This window comes from Streptomyces sp. NBC_00464 (genome assembly GCF_036013915.1).
Classification (GTDB): domain Bacteria; phylum Actinomycetota; class Actinomycetes; order Streptomycetales; family Streptomycetaceae; genus Streptomyces.
Window position 1 is genome coordinate 6,409,263 of record NZ_CP107899.1, and the last position, 17,508, is coordinate 6,426,770.

At 71.8% G+C, this 17,508-nt stretch carries 17 protein-coding genes; 9 read left to right on the forward strand and 8 right to left on the reverse strand.

Going from position 1 to position 17,508, the window contains the following annotated elements; genetic code table 11:
* The first annotated feature begins 2 nt into the window (after window positions 1-2).
* The 3 genes from OG912_RS28780 to OG912_RS28790 all read left to right on the forward strand — a co-directional run bounded on the left by OG912_RS28780 (window position 3) and on the right by OG912_RS28790 (window position 3,643).
* Window positions 3-1,001 (forward strand): DNA polymerase Y family protein, encoded by a 999-nt coding sequence (locus OG912_RS28780; RefSeq protein ID WP_327711876.1) that lies wholly within the window; start codon window positions 3-5, stop codon window positions 999-1,001.
* A 188-nt stretch (window positions 1,002-1,189) separates the two neighbouring features.
* Window positions 1,190-2,086: an esterase/lipase family protein gene (locus OG912_RS28785; RefSeq protein ID WP_327711878.1), complete on the forward strand. Its 897-nt coding sequence runs from the start codon at window positions 1,190-1,192 to the stop codon at window positions 2,084-2,086.
* A gap of 78 nt (window positions 2,087-2,164) precedes the next feature.
* The gene (locus OG912_RS28790) at window positions 2,165-3,643 is read left to right on the forward strand and encodes a trifunctional class I SAM-dependent methyltransferase/NUDIX hydrolase/VOC family protein (RefSeq protein ID WP_327711879.1); all 1,479 of its coding nucleotides are present in this window, start codon (window positions 2,165-2,167) and stop codon (window positions 3,641-3,643) included.
* 30 nt (window positions 3,644-3,673) lie between these two features.
* Here OG912_RS28790 and OG912_RS28795 read toward each other — a convergent pair whose 3' ends face one another.
* Together OG912_RS28795 and OG912_RS28800 are read right to left on the reverse strand one after the other, a co-directional pair.
* Window positions 3,674-4,171, reverse strand: a complete 498-nt coding sequence (locus OG912_RS28795) for a DUF402 domain-containing protein (protein WP_327711880.1) — start codon at window positions 4,169-4,171, stop codon at window positions 3,674-3,676.
* A complete protein-coding gene (locus OG912_RS28800; RefSeq protein WP_327711881.1) occupies window positions 4,152-5,072 on the reverse strand; it encodes a GNAT family N-acetyltransferase in 921 nt (306 codons plus the stop codon). Before OG912_RS28800 ends, OG912_RS28795 begins: the two co-directional genes overlap by 20 nt.
* Window positions 5,073-5,141: 69 nt before the next feature.
* On the opposite strand from OG912_RS28800, the gene OG912_RS28805 reads away from it, so the two are divergent.
* On the forward strand, window positions 5,142-5,516 hold the full coding sequence (locus tag OG912_RS28805) for a GntR family transcriptional regulator (RefSeq protein ID WP_327711882.1): 375 nt from the start codon (window positions 5,142-5,144) through the stop codon (window positions 5,514-5,516).
* Between the two features lie 43 nt (window positions 5,517-5,559).
* Here OG912_RS28805 and OG912_RS28810 read toward each other — a convergent pair whose 3' ends face one another.
* Window positions 5,560-6,675, reverse strand: coding sequence for a DUF5925 domain-containing protein (locus OG912_RS28810; protein WP_327711883.1), 1,116 nt, complete (start codon window positions 6,673-6,675; stop codon window positions 5,560-5,562).
* A gap of 233 nt (window positions 6,676-6,908) precedes the next feature.
* Between OG912_RS28810 and OG912_RS28815 the strand changes: the two genes are divergently transcribed.
* From OG912_RS28815 to OG912_RS28825, 3 genes are all read left to right on the forward strand, one after another.
* Window positions 6,909-7,718, forward strand: coding sequence for an SGNH/GDSL hydrolase family protein (locus OG912_RS28815; RefSeq protein ID WP_327711884.1), 810 nt, complete (start codon window positions 6,909-6,911; stop codon window positions 7,716-7,718).
* Between the two features lie 287 nt (window positions 7,719-8,005).
* Window positions 8,006-8,269 (forward strand): hypothetical protein, encoded by a 264-nt coding sequence (locus tag OG912_RS28820; protein WP_327711885.1) that lies wholly within the window; start codon window positions 8,006-8,008, stop codon window positions 8,267-8,269.
* A 198-nt stretch (window positions 8,270-8,467) separates the two neighbouring features.
* Window positions 8,468-9,076: a TetR/AcrR family transcriptional regulator gene (locus OG912_RS28825; protein WP_326735343.1), complete on the forward strand. Its 609-nt coding sequence runs from the start codon at window positions 8,468-8,470 to the stop codon at window positions 9,074-9,076.
* Between the two features lie 18 nt (window positions 9,077-9,094).
* Here OG912_RS28825 and OG912_RS28830 read toward each other — a convergent pair whose 3' ends face one another.
* The gene (locus OG912_RS28830) at window positions 9,095-9,931 is read right to left on the reverse strand and encodes an ABC transporter permease (protein WP_327711886.1); all 837 of its coding nucleotides are present in this window, start codon (window positions 9,929-9,931) and stop codon (window positions 9,095-9,097) included.
* A complete protein-coding gene (locus OG912_RS28835) occupies window positions 9,928-10,890 on the reverse strand; it encodes an ATP-binding cassette domain-containing protein (RefSeq protein WP_327711887.1) in 963 nt (320 codons plus the stop codon). Before OG912_RS28835 ends, OG912_RS28830 begins: the two co-directional genes overlap by 4 nt.
* A gap of 63 nt (window positions 10,891-10,953) precedes the next feature.
* On the opposite strand from OG912_RS28835, the gene OG912_RS28840 reads away from it, so the two are divergent.
* Window positions 10,954-11,664 (forward strand): TetR/AcrR family transcriptional regulator, encoded by a 711-nt coding sequence (locus tag OG912_RS28840; protein WP_327711888.1) that lies wholly within the window; start codon window positions 10,954-10,956, stop codon window positions 11,662-11,664.
* Between the two features lie 15 nt (window positions 11,665-11,679).
* On the opposite strand, the gene OG912_RS28845 is transcribed toward OG912_RS28840, so the two are convergent.
* The 3 genes from OG912_RS28845 to hmgA form a co-directional block, all read right to left on the reverse strand.
* Window positions 11,680-12,897 carry a type ISP restriction/modification enzyme gene (locus OG912_RS28845; protein WP_327711889.1) on the reverse strand — a complete coding sequence of 406 codons (1,218 nt, stop codon included), beginning with the start codon at window positions 12,895-12,897 and terminating at the stop codon, window positions 11,680-11,682.
* A 106-nt stretch (window positions 12,898-13,003) separates the two neighbouring features.
* A complete protein-coding gene (locus OG912_RS28850; RefSeq protein ID WP_327711890.1) occupies window positions 13,004-13,804 on the reverse strand; it encodes a GntR family transcriptional regulator in 801 nt (266 codons plus the stop codon).
* Between the two features lie 27 nt (window positions 13,805-13,831).
* A complete protein-coding gene (gene hmgA / locus OG912_RS28855; RefSeq protein ID WP_326735337.1) occupies window positions 13,832-15,160 on the reverse strand; it encodes a homogentisate 1,2-dioxygenase in 1,329 nt (442 codons plus the stop codon).
* Between the two features lie 140 nt (window positions 15,161-15,300).
* On the opposite strand from hmgA, the gene OG912_RS28860 reads away from it, so the two are divergent.
* Window positions 15,301-17,484: a right-handed parallel beta-helix repeat-containing protein gene (locus OG912_RS28860; protein ID WP_327711891.1), complete on the forward strand. Its 2,184-nt coding sequence runs from the start codon at window positions 15,301-15,303 to the stop codon at window positions 17,482-17,484.
* Window positions 17,485-17,508 lie beyond the last annotated feature (24 nt).

Sequence of the window (17,508 nt, forward strand, 5' to 3'; positions counted from 1 at the left end):
GGATGAGCGAGCAGCCCGGAATCCTCTGCCTGCGGTTCCGCCGGGTCGGCGGCGGGCTCCCGGACGGCGCCGGTTACGCGGGGCTGCTCGCCCTGCTCGGTTCGTTCACCCCGGTCGTCGAGGCGGCGCCGCCCGACGGGGCGCTGGCCGATGTGCGGGGCGCGCTGCGCTACTTCGGGCGGGACGTGACGGGGCTGTCCTCGGTGATCCGGGTCCGCGCGCTGGCCCTGCACGGGGCGGACTGCGCGATCGGGGCCGCCGAGAACCCGATGCTGGCCCGGATGGCGGCCCGGCAGGCCGCGCCCGGGACGACCTTCGTGGTGCCCGCGGGAGGGGCCGCCGCCTTCCTCGCGGACCGGCCGGCCGCCACGCTGGACGGCGTCGGGGCGGCGACGGCCCGCACCCTGTGCGGATACGGGCTCGACTCCGTCGGCCGGATCGCGGCCGCCCCGCTCGGTACTCTCCAGCGGATCACCGGGGTGCGGACCGGGCGCGAGCTGTGGGAGCGGGCGCACGGCATCGACCGTACGGCGGTCGTACCGAACGCAGCGTCCCGCTCGCTCGCCGCCGAACGGACCTTCCCGCGTGACGAACTGGACCGGGAGCGGCAGCGCCGCGCGCTCATGTCGCTCACCGAGGAGCTGGGGGCGAGGATGCGCGGCGAGGGGCGGGTGTGCCGCTCGCTCGCGGTCTCCGTGCGCTATGCCGACCGGACCGGCTACGCGACGCTGACCCGCAGCCGTACGCTCCGCGAGCCCACCGCGCACTCCGCGGAACTCACCGCGCTCGCCTACCGGATCCATGACTCGTTCGCCCTGCAACGGGCCCGGGTACGGGGGATCGCGCTGCGCGCCGAGGGGCTCGGCGACGCCGGGCGGGCCGCGCACCAGCTGACCTTCGACCCGGTCGACGAACGGGCGCGGCGGATCGAGGCGGTCGCGGACCGGCTGCGCGAGAAATTCGGGCCGCAGGCAGTGATGCCGGGGCGACTCGCGGCCTGACCCGCCCGCCCGGGACTGTCCTGAAGCTACGGTTACTACCGCGTCAGTTTTTACCGACGCGTAACTTCCCACGCAACCTTACTCGTGCGTAAGTTGGCATGAGCACCTAGAACGTTGTCAGAACTTGTGGTCCGGGCCGCAGGGTGCACAGACATCGCAACTCCCTTGAGCCGCAAGGAGACCACACGATGCTGCCCTGGACCCGTGCGTCGCGTACCCCACGTGCGCGGACAACCCTCGCCGCACTGTTCCTCGCCGTCGCCGCAGTCGCCACCCCCACGGCCACTGCCGCTGCAGCCACCCCCACCGTCGCCACGTCCACCACCTCCCGTGGCTGGAACGACTACTCCTGCAAGCCCTCCGCAGCCCACCCCCGGCCCGTCGTGCTGGTCCACGGGACCTTCGGGAACTCCGTCGACAACTGGCTCGTTCTGGCCCCCTACCTGGTCAACCGGGGCTACTGCGTCTACTCGCTCGACTACGGCCAGCTCCCCGGAGTGCCGCTCTTCAACGGCCTCGGCCCCATCGACAAGTCGGCCGGACAGCTCTCCGTCTTCGTCGACAAGGTGCTCGCCTCCACCGGGGCCCCCAAGGCCGACCTCGTCGGCCACTCCCAGGGCGGCATGATGCCGAACTACTACCTGAAGTTCCTCGGCGGAGCGGCGAAGGTCAACGCCCTGGTCGGGATCGCGCCCGACAACCACGGGACCACCCTCCTCGGCCTGACCAAGCTGCTGCCGTACTTCCCCGGCGCCGAGGACCTGCTCAACGCCGGCACACCCGGACTCGCCGACCAGGTGGCCGGATCGCCCTTCGTCACCAAGCTCAACTCGGTGCCCGACACCGTGCCCGGCGTGCACTACACCGTCATCGCGACCAAGTACGACGAGGTCGTGACCCCGTACCGGACACAGTTCCTGGACGGGCCGGACGTACACAACGTCCTGCTCCAGGACCTGTGCCCGGTCGACCTGTCCGAGCACGTGGCGATCGGGACCATCGACCGGATCGCCTACCACGAGGTGGCGAACGCCCTCGACCCGGCGCACGCCACCCCGACCACCTGCGCCTCGGTCATCGGGTAGGGAACGGCGGGCAGTCCGGGGGCCGGCCTTCCCGGGGAGGCCGGCCCCGCTGTCAGTGGCAGCTGGCACGATCGGTTCATGACGACGATCGACTGGGATTCAGCCGCCGGTTCCTTCGACGAGGAGCCGGACCACGGCCTGCTCGATCCCGTGGTCCGGCACGCCTGGGCGCAGCGCCTGGAGAGCTGGCTGCCCCGGGAGCGTTCCGAGGTGCTCGACCTCGGGTGCGGCACCGGAAGCCTGTCGCTGCTCGTCGCCGGCCAGGGCCACCGGGTCACCGCCGTGGACCGCTCGCCCCGCATGGTGGAGCAGGCACGCGCCAAGCTTGCCGGTACGGGGACCGAGGTGCTGACCGGGGACGCCGCCGCGCCGCCCGTCGGCAAGCAGCGGTTCGACGTGATCCTGGCCCGGCACGTGGTGTGGCTGCTCCCGGATCCGGCGGAGGCCCTGCGCCACTGGTTCGGCCTGCTGCGTCCCGGCGGCAGACTGGTGCTGGTCGAAGGCGTGTGGAACGGGGTGGGTCTGTCCGCCGGGCAACTCACCGCGCTGCTCGCCCCCTTCACCGAGCGCGTCCACCACGAGCCGCTCTCCGGCGACCGCGACCTCTGGGGCAAGGAGGTCGACGACGAGCGCTACGCGCTGGTGGCGCGGGCCGAACCTCCGCGCCGGCACACCGAGGTCGTCGATGTGCATCTGATCCTCCGCCGCGGCTCGGACGTCCTGCTCGCCCGTCGGGCCGGTACGGGGTATGCGGACGGGCTGCTGCACGCCCCGTCCGGACATGTGGAGGACGGGGAGGACGTCCGGGAGGCGGTGATCCGCGAGGCGGCCGAGGAGATCGGGGTGACGCTCCGGCCGGAGGAGCTGCGGATGGCTCTGGTCATGCAGCACCGGGGGCCGGGCGGCAGCCCCAGGACGGGCTGGTTCTTCGAGGCGGCGTACGACCCGGACCGGCCGCCGTACAACCGCGAACCGGACAAGTGCTCCGAGCTGGGGTGGTTCCCGCTGGACGCCCTGCCGGACGACATGGTCGCGTACTGCCGCGCAGGCCTCGACGGCTACCGGGCGGGGGAGCACTTCCTGATCCACTGGCACGAGGACGGCGACACCGTCGCGTTCGAACCTCGGGGCGTGCGACGGGCCGTCCCGCTGCCGGCCGGCGGGGTCCGCACCGGGCGGCTGCACCACATCGAACTGTGGGTGCCCGATCTGGTGGCCGCCGCGTCCGGCTGGGGCTGGCTCCTCGGTGAGCTGGGCCATGTCCCGTACCAGCAATGGGCGCACGGGCGGAGCTGGCGCCGGGGTGACAGCTACGTGGTGATCGAGCAGTCGCCCGACCTGGCCCCCGGAGCGCACGAGCGACGGCGTCCCGGGCTCAACCACCTGGCGTTCCACGTCGAGGACCGGGCCACCCTCGACGCGCTGGTGGCCCGGGCCCCGGAGCACGGCTGGCGGCTGCTCTTCACGGACCGGCATCCGCACGCGGGCGGCGACGGGCACGTGGCCGCGTATCTGGAGGACGCGGCGGGGTACGAGGTGGAGCTGGTGGCGGGCTGAGGGGACCTCGGCCGGCCGGGGCGGGGTGGCTCAGCCCAGCAGGCCGGCCAGCCCCTCCTCCGTACGCGCGAGCCGTTCCAGCTCGTCCAGAGCAGCCGAGGCGGCCCGCGCCGCCTCCGGGTCGCGTCCGGCCAGACCGCTCTCCTCGAACTCGTCCTCGTCCAGCCGCAGTACGGCGGAGCGGTCCGCCGACACCCACAGATCGAGATCCAGGTCCTCGACGAGCAGCTCGCCGTTCCGCAGCACGGCCGGGCGGGTCACATCGCAGTACCAGCCCTTGAGTTCGCCCGCCCCCGTGCGGACCTCCTTCACCGCGTACCAGGCGTCGCGCCAGTAGTGCTCGGTGAAGACGTCACCCGGCTCGAACCGTACGAAGCCGAAGTCGCGGACGCCGGGGGCGGCCCAGGGCGCCCGCACCGTCACCCGGGTGCCGTCGTCGGCGACCAGGGCGGCGGGGTACCGGATCTTGGTCTTTCCCGCCTTGACCAGGACTACCGTCAGTCCGGCGTCAGCCGAGCCTGCGGACATGGCGTACCTCCGTGGCACAGAGTTCGTAGCCGAACCAGCGGTTGATCGCCAGCATCGGACCGTTGTCGGCGTCATTGCCGGTGTAGGCGTCGGTGTACCCGGCGTCGCGCGCCCGGTGCAGCGAGTCGTTCTTCGCGAGCTTCGCAAGACCGCGGCCGCGGTACGCCCGCCGGGTGCCGGTCATCCCCGACCAGTAGCGGCTCGCGCCGTCGGTCTGTGCCGCGCTGAACGCGGCCACCAGCCCGTCGGCCACGACGACCGAGGTGAGGCGGTGGTCGAGGCAGGGGTTGCGCCAGGTCTCGCCCAGCCACTCCTCGTAGTCCGAGAGCTGGGCCGGCGTGTCGCTGGGCTCGTCCGCGGTGGTCTCGGCGTCCGCCTCGAAGAGCGGGCGCGGGTCGTCGGCGAAGTCGGCGCCGGTACGCAGCTCGACACCGGCCGGGAGCTCCTGGCGGGGCGGCAGTGCGCCGCCCGCCAGGTCGAGATGGAAGAAGTGCGCCGGCCGGCTCGGCGCATAGCCGTGCTTCGCCGCGAACGCCCGGTCACCGGGGGTGTCCAGGACCCAGGTGTAGACCGAGGTCGCGCCGGCCAGGGCCAGATACTCCTCGGCCGTGCGCAGCAGCAGTGTGCCCGCTCCCCGGCCGGTCCGCTCCGGGTGGGTGTACGGATTGCAGAACGCCTGCCCCGGCTCGGGGCTCTCGTGCGCCAGACCCACCTGGGCCGTTCCGATGATCTCGCCGTCCTCCTCCGCGACCAGCATCCGGTAGCGCTTGTCGGGATGGGCGGAGGCCAGGTCGAAGGCCACCCCCTCCGGCGTCATGACCATGAACGGGAGTGCGGCGCGCCTCACCCGCACCCAGTCCTCGGCGTCGGCGGGCCGGAAATCGCGCACGATGACAGTCATGTGCCGGACCGTACCCGCAGGTCCGGCCCGTCCGCCCCCGAATTTCCGGCGGTGGGGCAGAATCGGCCCGTGACTCTGAAGATCGCCGTTGACCCGGATGCCGGCACCGCCCCGTACGAGCAGCTGCGCACGCAGATCTCCGAACTGGCCCGCTCCGGCGCGCTGCCGGTCGGCTACAGACTTCCGACCGTACGCGGCTTCGCCGAGGAACTGGGCCTCGCCGCCAACACCGTCGCCAAGGCGTACCGGGCGCTGGAGGCGGACGGGGTGATCGAGACCCGGGGGCGCAACGGGACGTTCGTCGCCGCTGCGGGCGACGCGGCCGAACGCAACGCGGCGTCCGCGGCGCGCGAGTACGCGGAACAGGCCCGGCGGCTGGGGATGTCCCGGGCGCGGGCACTGGAGCTGGCCCAGGACGCGGTACGGGCGGTGTACACGGACTGAGGCGGGGCGGGATCCAGCCGCCGGGCCCGCTCGTGCGCCGGTCTCAGAGGTACAGACCCGCGTCCGCCCCCGAGTCCTGCTTGGGGACCGATGCGGGGCCCGTGCCGCGGCGCAGTGCGTACAGCTCCGCCAGGGTCGTCCCCTCGCGGGCCGCGTCCCGGCCCAGGCCCTCCTCCGTGCCGAGCCAGGCCACCGACTCCTTGCGGGTCAGCGGGCCCACCTCGATCCGGGCCAGGCAGCGGCCGGGTCTGACGACCGCCGGGTGCAGCCGTTCCAGGTCCTCGTTGGTCGTCACGCCCACCAGCACGTTGCGGCCCTGGCCCAGCAGCCCGTCCGTGAGGTTCAGCAGCCGCGACAGCGCCTGGCCCGCCGTGTGCTTGGCCTCGCCGCGGATCAGCTCGTCGCAGTCCTCCAGGAGCAGCAGCCGCCAGCGGCCCTTCGCGCTGCCGTCGTCCTCGCCGATCGCGATGTCCATCAGATAGCCGACGTCGTTGAAGAGCCGCTCCGGGTCGAGCACGCAGTCGACCTGGCACCAGTCCCGCCACGACCGGGCCAGCGTGCGCAGGGCGGACGTCTTGCCGGTGCCGGGGGGTCCGTGCAGCAGGAGCAGCCGGCCCGCGATGTCGTCCGGGGTGACCTTCATCAGCCGGTCCATGGCATCGGCCACGGGTGCGGTGTAGTTGGGCCGGACCTCGTCCCAGGTGCCGGCCGCGATCTGACGGGTCGTACGGTACGGTCCGCGGCGCGGCGAGACGTACCAGAAACCCATGGCCACGTTTTCGGGCTGGGGTTCCGGTTCGTCCTGGGCGCCTTCCGTGGCCTCGTCGAGCACCTTGTGGGCCAGTTCGGCGCTGGTCGCGGTGACCGTGACGTCCGCGCCCCGGTTCCATCGCGAGATGAGCAGCGTCCAGCCCTCGCCCTCGGCGAGTGTGGCGCTGCGGTCGTCGTCACGGGCGGCGCGCAGTACCTTCGCGGCCGCGGGAAGGAGGGTGGCACCCGTTCTGACGCGGTCGAGGGATGAGCTGTGCGAGTACGGCTGCTCGCCCGTCGCGAAACGGCCGAGGAGCAGCGCGTCGACGACGTCGGACGGGGAGTCGCTGTCGTCGACGGTGAGCCGGATCGGCAGAGCGGACTCGGGGTTGGCAGACATGGCGCCCATGATCCGGCACCGGCGCACCCGGCGCACCCATGTTTCGTCAGCTGCCTCCGCCCGCCCGGGGCGGAGAGCCAGGAGTCCGTCACCGGGTGCGCCCGCGCCGTTCTGACACGTACTCAGAGCGCCGTCGGGAAAAGCTCACCCGATGGACTTGGCATGGACACTTCCGAAAGGGCCGTCGTTGCTGCTACCACGGACGTGGCAGAGATCCTGCCGGTCGGTCCAAGGGAGGTTCTATGAAAATGTCCAGACTTGTGGCGTTCTCGTCCTCGCTCCTGCTCGGCGCCGTCATCGCCCTGACCGGGGCGGCCACCGCGAATGCCGCACCGTCGGTTCAAGCCGTCGACTACGTCGCGCTGGGTGACTCCTACTCCTCGGGGGTCGGTTCCGGCAGCTACATCGGCTCCAGTGGTGACTGCAAGCGCAGCACCCTCGCCTACCCCTCGCTCTGGGCGGCCGCCCACGCGCCCGCCTCGTTCGCCTTCACCGCCTGCTCGGGTGCGCGCACCGGTGACGTGACGGCGAGCCAGCTCGGACCGCTCACCTCCTCGACCGACCTCGTCTCGATCTCCATCGGCGGCAACGACGCGGGATTCGCCGATGTCATGACGACCTGTGTCCTCCAGTCGGAGGCCACCTGTCTCAGCCGGATCGCCACCGCCCGCAGCTATGTGGACTCCACGCTGCCCGGCAAGCTCGACTCGGTGTACGACGCGATCGGCGCCAAGGCTCCGTCCGCCCATGTCGTCGTCCTCGGCTACCCGCGCTTCTACAAGATCGGCGGCAGCTGCGTCGTCGGCCTGAGCGACAAGGTGCGCACCGCCATCAACGGCGCCGCCGACTACCTCAACGCGGCCACCGCCAAGCGTGCCGCCGACCACGGCTTCACCTTCGGTGATGTCGCCGGGCAGTTCGCCGGGCACGAGATCTGCTCCGGAAGCGCCTGGCTGCACAGCCTCAACTGGCTCAACATCGGCGAGTCGTACCACCCCTTCGCCGCCGGGCAGTCCGGTGGTTATCTGCCCGTGCTCAACTCGCTCGACTGACCGGCGCGTACATCTGTTCGCCGCTTCCGGGCGGCGTCCCGTCGGGCCGCCCGCCGGTGTGGGCCCCGCAGGCCGGGGCTGCTTCCGGTGGGCGGGTCCCGACCGGCTTGATGTGTCCGGAGCCTGACGATCTGTCCAACTCACCCTGGAATCGAGCAGATTCGCAGACAGGTCGTCAACCTCCGTATGTGTGTGCTCAATCCTGCGCCCGGGATACACGCGTGTCGCCGATGAGCGATAGGGTTAACCTGCCCGGGCCGGGTGCCCTCGTACGGGTGGGGAGTGACATGGAACAGATAACGATGCGCAGCAGGGCGCGTGTGCCTGCTATCACCTGCGGAAGCAGCGCGACAAGTTCGCGCCTCGACCGCCATCTCGCAGTGCTGGGCGGCCCCGCCGTCCCGCAGCGCGAGTCCGCGGAGGCTACGTTGCTGATGCGCGAGCTCACCTCGCGCGATGCCGCGCACACCCGCCGGAGCAAGAGCGCGCGGGTCTCGCTCTTCGCCCCGCTGCGGCGACTGCGGCGCTCACTCTTCGGTAGCCGCCGCTGATCCGACGCCCCGGTCCCGGTACCGCGCTGCTGCCCGCTCTTCCGTCATCCCCGGAGCCGGCAGTGGCGCGTCGCCATGTCCGCGTGGGCCCCTTGGACCTCTCGTTCGGGTCATGTCGGGCTCGTGGCCGCATGTGTGTCTTTTTGGTGAAGTGGGTACCGAGGTAATTCGGCGCCGAAGTACTTCTACACTGTCGACATGCCCGAGAAGCGAGCCGCGCGCCTGAGCCCCGACGAGCGAAGGGCGCAATTGGTCGCGATTGGCGTGGACATGCTTTCCGATCGCTCGCTGGACGAGCTCTCCACCGACGATGTGGCGCGCCGCGCCGGTATCTCCCGGGGACTGCTCTTCCACTACTTCGACTCCAAGCGCGACTTCTACCGCTCCGTGGTGCAGCAGGAGTGCGACGACTTCGCCGACGCCACGGAGCCGGACCCCTCGCTGGAGCCCGTCCCCTGGCTGCGGGCGTTCATCGCCGGGTTCGCGGCGTACGTCACGGAGCACCGCAGGGTCTATCTCGCCCTGGTCCGCGGCGCCGCCGGCAGCCATCCCGCAGTGGAGGACATCGTCGAGTCCACCCGCAACATCCTGGCCCGGCGGGTGCGGGAGGGGCAGCGGCGCCTCGGGATGCCGGATTCGCCGCGGCTGCTCGTCGCCGCCCGGGCCTGGATGGCCTTCGCCGAGGAGGCCGTCACCAGCTGGCCGCTCGACGGGCCGGACGCCCTCGACGAACTCGGCGCCTTCCTGGAGTCGAGCTTCGTCTCCCTGCTGGGCGCACTGGACCGGCCGGTCGCGCTGCCCGGCTGAGCGGGCGCGCCCAGGTCGTCATTCGTCGCCGTGCGAGTAGCGGCGTACGGCGAGCGGGACGGCGACCGCGAGCAGCAGCGCCGACCAGAGCAGCGTCCCGGCCACCGGGTGGGCGACCGGCCAGGCCGCGTCGGCCGCAGGTGCGGCATTGCCGAAGAGGTCGCGGACGGCTGCGGCGACGGAGCTGATCGGGTTCCACTCCGCGAGCGTGCGCAGCCATCCCGGCAGGTTGTCGGTCGGGATGTACGCGCTGGAGAGCAGCGGCAGGATGAATGTGGACGCGCCCAGCTGTCCGGCGGCCTCCTCGTTGCGGATCAGGAGCCCCAGCCAGCAGCCCACCCACGAAGCGGCGAACCGGAACAGCAGGAGCAGTCCGAACGCGCCCAGTGCGGCGACCGGGCCGCCCTCGATCCGCCAGCCCACGGCGAGCCCGACCAGGATCAGCGGGACCAGGCCGACGGCCGTGGTCAGCAGATCGGCCGCGGTCTGCCCGAGCGGCACGGCGGTCCGGCTCATCGGCAGGGTGCGCAGCCGGTCCATCACGCCCCGGTGGCAGTCCTGCGCGGACTGGAACATCCCGGTCATGATGCCGTTCGCCGCGGTCGCCGCCAGGAGCCCCGGCACCAGGAACGCGCGGTACTCCTGGCCGGGGACGGCCAGGGCGCTGCCGAAGACGTAGCCGAAGAACAGCAGCATCGTGATCGGCATGGTCTGGGTCAGGATCAGGACGCCCGGGGCCGCCTTGATCCGTTGCAGATGGCGGCCGAGCACGGCCAGGGCGTCCGTGACCGGTGTGTTCGCGGGGCGGGGGGCGTCCGCCGTCCGCCGGTGGGTGAGGAGGGTGCCGGTGCTCATGCTGCCGTCTCCTTGATGGGGGTGCTGCGGCCGGTCAGGCGCAGGAAGACCTCGTCGAGGGTGGGCGGCCGCAGACTCGCGTCGATCACCGCCGCGCCCGCCGCGTCGAGCTCACGGACGATCCGGGGCAGGGTGAGCGTGGGGTCCGTGGCGACGGCACCCACCGTGCGGCGCTCGTGGTCGAGCACCGGCGCGGCGCCCGTCAGCCGGTCCAGGACCGCCGCGGCCGGCCCGAGCGCGGAGGCGTGGGCGACGACGACTTCGGCGTAGCTGCCGATCCGGGACTTCAGCTCTGCGGGGCTGCCGCTGTGGGCGACCCGGCCGCTGTCGACGAGCACGATGTCGTCGGCCAGGTGATCGGCCTCCTCCAGGTATTGCGTGGTGAGCAGGACGGTGGTGCCGAGGCCCGCCAGCTCCCGTACCGCCGCCCAGATCTGATTGCGGCTGTGCGGGTCGAGACCGGTGGTCGGCTCGTCCAGGAACAGCACCCGGGGCCGGGCCAGCAGGCCGGCGGCGAGATCCAGGCGGCGGCGCATCCCGCCCGAGTAGGTGCGGGCCGGGCGGTCGGCCGCGTCGGTCAGCTCGAAGCGTTCGAGGAGCTCGTCGGCCCGGGTGCGCGCGGCCGGACCCCGGTACTTGAGCAGCCGGGCGAAGAGCCGCAGGTTCTGCCGGCCGGAGAGTTCGTCGTCGACGGAGGCGCTCTGCCCCGTGACGCCGATCGCCGCCCGTACGGCCCCGGCCTCCCGCACCACGTCGTGGCCCGCGATCCGGGCGCTGCCGCCGTCGGGTGCCGTCAGCGTGGTGAGGACGCGGACGGCGGTGGTCTTGCCGGCGCCGTTGGGCCCCAGCATCCCGCAGACGGCGCCCTCGGCGACGGCCAGATCGAGGCCGCTCAGCGCATGGACGTCGCCATAGCGCTTTTCCAGACCTTCACTAAGTACAGCGTACGTAGTTGTCATGCCGTCACGGTACCGCACTACGTACGGCGTACGTAACTACGATGGTGAGCGAGGTGATGATCAATGGTGGGGCGACCCGCTGTACCCGAAGTGATCTGGGCGCGCCCCGAGCGTGCGGGCAGGGGCCCCAAGCCCGCGTTCAGCCGTGCGGACATCGCGGACGCCGCCGTGCGTATCGCGGACGCGGAGGGGCTCGACGCGGTGTCGATGCGGAAGGTGGCGGCCGAGCTCGGCTGCGGCACCATGTCGCTCTACAACTACGTGCCCCGCAAGGAGGACCTGTACGAGCTGATGCTCGACGCGGTCAGCGCCGGGTACGACTACCCCGAGCCCTCCGGCGACTGGCGCGCCGACCTGCTCGCCCTCGCCCACCAGGCGCGGGGGATGATGCGCCGGCACACGTGGGTGCCCCGGCTGATGTCACCCGTCTACGGATTCAGCCCGAACGCCCTGCGGTACCTGGAGTACGCGCTGAGCTGCCTGGACGGGGTCGACGCACGGTTCGGCGAGAAGATGGAACTCATCGCCATGGTCAACGGCGTGGTCACCACGTACACCGCCAATGAGATCGCCACGGCGGAGCGCAGCCGGTCGCTGCCCTGGTCCGAGGAGCAGGAGCAGGCCGCCCGTACCGGGTATCTGATCAGCCAGATCATGACCGGGAAGTACCCGCGGATGGCGGCGGGGTTCGCCGAGGACCTCGGGCCGATCGACCTGGACGCCGTGTTCGACCGGGCACTGGCCCGCGTGCTGGACTCCTTCGGCCGCTCCTAGGGCGGTCCGCCGGCGTCAGAGCAGCGCGAACTGTCCGTCCGGGCCCTCCTCCTGGTGGTCGAGTACGGAGGCGGGGCGCCGGGCGGTGGCCGGCACCGGCAGTACGCCCGCCGCCCGTAGCTCGGGTACGCCGATCTCGGGTCCCTCGGCCAGCTCGTCCTGCCGGGGCCGCAGTTCGGCGAGCAGGGCGAGCAGCGTGATCAGTTCCAGCAGCTCCGAGGTCCACTCCTGCGGCCAGGTGCGGGGGAGTACGGCCTCCAGACCGTCCGCCCCGGACACCGCCGTCCGGCGCCCGAACCACAGCTCCAGCATCCGTACGCCGCCCACCTGGAACTCCCACGCACCGGCGGGCACCGGCGAGATGCGGCCGGAGCCGAGGGCCAGCACCTGCTCCTCGGCGTCGTACGACAGTTCCGACGGGCCGGGCGGCACGGCGGCCCGCACATAGGGGCGGCGCCCGCCCGGCAGCCGGGGACGCTCGCCGCCCCGCGCCCCGCGCAGCTGGAGCCGCAGTAGCTCCTGCCCCAGCTCCACCCCCGCCGACCAGCGTGCGGTGTCCGCGGGCAGCGGCACCACGCAGCCGGCCGGGGTGCGGCGGGCCGCCGCAAGGATCCAGGCCAGGACCGACTCGGCGGTGACCGTGTCCCCGTGGCGGGCACGCAGCAGGGCGAGAAGCCCGGGAGTCAGATTGGGTTCACCGCCGCCGGGGCGCCGGTACAGCGGACGGATCCGGCCGGGCCGGCCCGCGGGGGAGTGGCCGTCGGGGAGCAGTGCGGTCACCGAGAGGGCGGGGCCCGTGTCCTGGGGGACCCGGCCGTGCTCGACCAGGAAGACCTGGTGGTCGTCGGCGACCCGCCACAGCTCGGGCCGGGCCGCGTCGATCAGGCGGTGGTCGGGGAGCAGCCACTGTTCGTCGAACGGTCCGTGCAGGATCCGTACCGGCTCGGGGCACGGCCCCGGCTCGCGGGCGAACCGGCCGGTCCCGGTGGACTGTCCGGGCAGGGCCGCCACCGGAGTCTGCGGGGTACGTGCACGGGTGGGCCCGAACAACCGCTCGCGCTCGGGTTCCGGGGCCCGTACCAGCCGCTCCCAGCGGGCCCTGAGAGATGCCGCGTCCGGGGCGGTCACCCAGGGGCGACCGGTCCTGAGCGGCCGTACGGACCAGGGCATGAGGTCGTCGAGGAGCGGGCTGTGCGGGCCCTCGCCGGAGCCGGCCGCCGCCGGAGCTGCCACCGTGTCGTCCTCCCCGTCGCCACGTCTGCCGCCTTCCCCGGCATCGTAACGGCGCGGCCAGGGGTCCGGGCAGGGGGCGCCTGCCGGGACCCGCGGCCGGCGGCCGTCAGTGGGCCTCCACCGTGACCGAGAAGGAGAACCGGTCGCCCCGGTAACGGATCTGCGCCACATCGACGACCTGGCCGCCGTCGTCGTACGTCACACCCGTGTAGTAGAGGATCGGGCTGAGCAGCGGGACCTGGAGGAGGTCGGCGGTGGCCGGGTCGGCGAGCCGCGCCTCGACCGTGTCGGTGATCCGGGAGATGTGGACACCGACACGGTCGCGCAGCACCTTGGTCATCGGCCAGCGGTCGAGATCGGCGGGATCGAGCCCGGCCGCGGTCTCCGGACGGAGCCAGTTCTGCGCCCAGTTGGTCGGCTCACCCGTCTCCTCGTCGCACCGCAGCCGCCGATAGCCGACGACCTCCGCGCAGCCGGGGAAGTACTCCGCGACATCGCCCGGCACGGCGGACGGGCCGTGGTCGAGCACCATGGTCCGCTCGCCCGACTGCTGGGCGACGATCGCGTCGATCGACCCGAGCAGCCGGACCGGCGAGACCCGGCGGGCGCGCGGTTCGATGAAGGTGCCGCGCCGCCGGTGCCGGCTGATCAGCCCCTCCGTCTCCAGCTCCTTGAGCGCCTGGCGCATGGTGAGGACGCTGACGCCGTAGTGCGCGGCGAGCTGTTCCTCGGTCGGCAGCCGCAGGGTGGCGTCCGCCGTGCGGCCCAGTATCGAGGCCCGCAGTGACTGCGAGACCTGATACCACAGCGGGAGTTTGCGGTTCAGGACCAGCGAGTCGGGCGCGAAGGCGGCCCCCGGGGGCGCGGGGGGCTTCGAAGGGGGCTGCGCCACCTGGGTCACCTGCATTCGTCGTCGCCGTTGCACGGGGCCCGGTTACGGATGGAAGTTGCGGCTCAGACCCTGCCACACGTCGTCGTAGCCGTGCTGAAGATGGCCGGCCGTCGCCGCCTGTCCGGTCGCGGTGACCGGCCAGCGGGTCTCGAACATGAAGGCCAGGCCGTCGTCGATCTTCTGCGGCTTCAGCTCCGCCGCGCTCGCCCGCTCGAAGGTCTCCCGGTCGGGGCCGTGCGCCGACATCATGTTGTGCAGAGAGCCGCCGCCGGGCACGAAACCCCCCTTGCCGGCCGTCTTCGCGTCGTACGCGCCCTCGATCAGGCCCATGTACTCGCTCATGACGTTGCGGTGGAAGTACGGCGGCCGGAAGGTGTCCTCGCCCACCAGCCAGCGCGGCGCGAACACCACGAAGTCGACGCCGGCGAGGCCTGGGGTGTCCGTCGGCGAGGTCAGCACCGTGAAGATCGACGGGTCCGGGTGGTCGTAGCTGATCGAGCCGATGACATTGAAGCGGTGCAGGTCATAGACGTACGGAGTGTGGTTGCCGTGCCAGGCGACCACATCGAGCGGCGAGTGGTCGTACGTCGCCGACCAGAGGTTCCCGCAGTACTTGTTGACCACCTCGACCGGGCGCTCCACGTCCTCGTACGCGGCGACCGGGGCGAGGAAGTCACGGGCGTTCGCCAGGCCGTTGGCGCCGATGGGGCCGAGGTCGGGGAGGACGAACGGCTGGCCGTAGTTCTCGCAGACATAGCCGCGGGCCGTGGCGTCGAGCAGCTCGACCCGGAAGCGGACACCGCGCGGGATCAGGGCGACATGGCCCGGTTCGGCACGCAGCAGGCCCAGTTCGGTGCGCAGCAGCAGACCGCCGTGCTCGGGGACGATCAGGAGCTCGCCGTCACTGTCGCTGAACACCCGGTCGGTCATGGCGGTATCGGCGGCGTAGAGGTGGACGGCCATACCGGTGCGCTGCGCGGCGTCGCCGTTGCCGCCCAGCGTCCACAGGCCGGACAGGAAGTCCGTGCCGGGCGCGGGCTGCGGGAGCGGGTCCCAGCGCAGCCGGTTGGGGTCGGGAACGGATTCGGTGAACGGGGCGGTGCGCAGGGTGCCGTTGTCGATGCGGACGAACGGCGGATGGGCCGCGGAGGGGCGGATCCGATAGAGCCAGGAGCGGCGGTTGTGGGCGCGCGGCTCGGTGAAGGCCGAGCCGCTCAGCTGCTCGGCGTAGAGCCCCAGCGGTGCGCGCTGCGGCGAGTTACGGCCGTGCGGCAGCGCCCCCGGCACCGCTTCCGAGCTGTGCTGATTACCGAATCCGGCGGAATGCGCGAGCCCTTCCGCCGTCTTCCGTGCTTGCTCGATGCCGCTCATCTGTGCTCCCGGTGCATGAGGAAGGGTTCGGAATCCTGGAATCCTATGGTCAACCGTAGGAATCGAATCGCGGCGAGTCAACGGCATTCGTGCGGCACAGGGGGGTTCCAAAAGTTGAACAATGCTCTACTCTCCGGCACATGTCGTGGACACGAAGACTTCTGGTGGTTCTGGCAGCGCTCGCTGCCGCCCTTCTCGCGGCCCCGGCCGCCCAGGCGCACGAGGAACGGCCGGTCACCCTGCCCGACGGAACCGGCAGCGTCCCCGTGTACCGCACGGGCGAGCCCGATCTCCTGGTCTGCAAGAGCGACCGGGCCGATTTCGAGCGCCGGATATCCGGCTTCCCGGACGCCCTGCGGACCAGGAACCTGACGCTCTTCGACCGCTGCCGGAAGTCCGGCTACCGCCATCTCCAGCAGGCCGTGGACGCCGTCACCGGGCCGGGGAAGAACATCGCGATCCTGCCCGGCCTCTACGAGGAGGAGCCCTCGCTGCCGGCGCCGAAGGGGGAGTGCAAGCGGCTGAAGGCGCCCAACTCCCAGCTCGGCTACCAGATCCTGAGCTACGAGCAGCAGGCGAAGTGCCCGCACAACCAGAACCTGGTGGCGATCCTCGGCAAGAAGGACCTCCAGATCGAGGGCACCGGCGCCGCGCGCACGGACGTCGTCATCGACGCCAAGTACCAGAAGCTCAACGCGGTGCGTGCGGACGGCTCCGACGGCGTCTACTTCAAGAACTTCACCGCCCAGCGCACCACGTTCAACTCGCTGTACATCCTGGCCCAGGACGGTTTCGTCATCGACGACGTCCTGACCCGGTGGAACGACGAGTACGGCTTCCTGACCTTCGCGAGCGATCACGGCCTGTACAAGAACTGCGAGTCGTACGGCAACGGCGACTCCGGCATCTACCCGGGCAGCGCGTCGAACATCAACGACGCGTACGGCTACAAGGTGCCGCGCTACTCGATCGAGATCACCGGCTGCCACAGCCACCACAACATGGTCGGCTACTCCGGCACCGCGGGTGACTCGGTCTACGTCCATGACAACGAGTTCGACCACAACATGGGTGGCGCCTCGATGGACAGCGCCTTCCCCGGCCACCCCGGCCTGCCGCAGAACCACGCCCGCTTCGAGCGCAACCTGATCCACGACAACAACGCCGACTACTACCCGTACGTCGCCGACGGCACGTGTGCCAAGCCGCCCGTCGAGCGCGGTTACGAGGACGGGGTGGTCTGCCCGCAGATCTCCATGCCGCCGGGCACCGGCATCATCACCGCGGGCGGCAACTGGAACCTCTACGAGAACAACTGGGTCTACGGGCAGAAGCGTGCCGCCTTCTTCCTGAGCGCCGTACCCGCCTTCATCCGCGGTGAGGACGCGCTCGGCAAGCAGACCGACACCTCGCACCACAACCGGTACGCGAACAACCACCTCGGCACGGACAAGCAGGGCAGGTCGCGCCCCAACGGCGCCGACGTGTGGTGGGACGGCCAGGGGGCGGGCAACTGCTGGCAGTCGGACGCGGGCGCTTCCACTCCGCGTTCCCTGCCCGCGTGCGGGTCCGAGCGGGGTGACGTCAACGGCGGTACCGACCGGCTGGTGGGCGAGCCCGTCAAGCTCGCCCAGCTGCTCGTCTGCGCCGACTACAACGTGCAGGCGCGCCGGCTTCCGGCCGGCTGCGACTGGTACGGGGCGCGCGGCATCGAGCGCATCGAGGTGCAGGCGGCCCTCGGCATCGCGGTGGTCCTGGTGCTGGTCGGCGGGGTGCTGTGGTGGCGCCGGCTGCGGTCCAGCCGGCTCGCCACGGCTGCCACGGTCCTCGGCCTCATCGGCCTCGGCCTGGACGTGGCCGGCTCGACCATGGGCCTCGCCTCCACCTATGTGCCCGCCCTCGCGCTGCTGCTGACCGGGCTCTGGTGGACGGGCATCGGGCTGGTGCTGCGGCGGGAGCGGCCGGGGCTGGGCTGGGTCACGTTGGTGCTGGGCGGTCTGACGCTGCTCGACGCGCTGGACAAGGGCGTGTTCATGATCCCGTGGATCCCGCTGAGCCCGGCCTGGGTGCGGGGACTGCTCGGCCTGGTCTGGGTGGTGTGGGCCGTCGTGGCCGCCGCCCGCCACGGCGAGCGCGCGAAGCCGGCACCGGAGCCGGCAGAGGGAGAGGAGCCGGCGGCCGGAGCGGAGCCGGCCTCGGACTCGGATGCGGAACGTGCGTCGGCGTCGGAGAGCGCAACCGCGCCGGCCTCGCCCACGTCACCGGCCACCGGCCCGGCCTCGCCCACGTCACCGGCCACCGGCCCGGAGGGAGAACCGTCGTGAACCAGCATCCGAACCGGGCGTGGG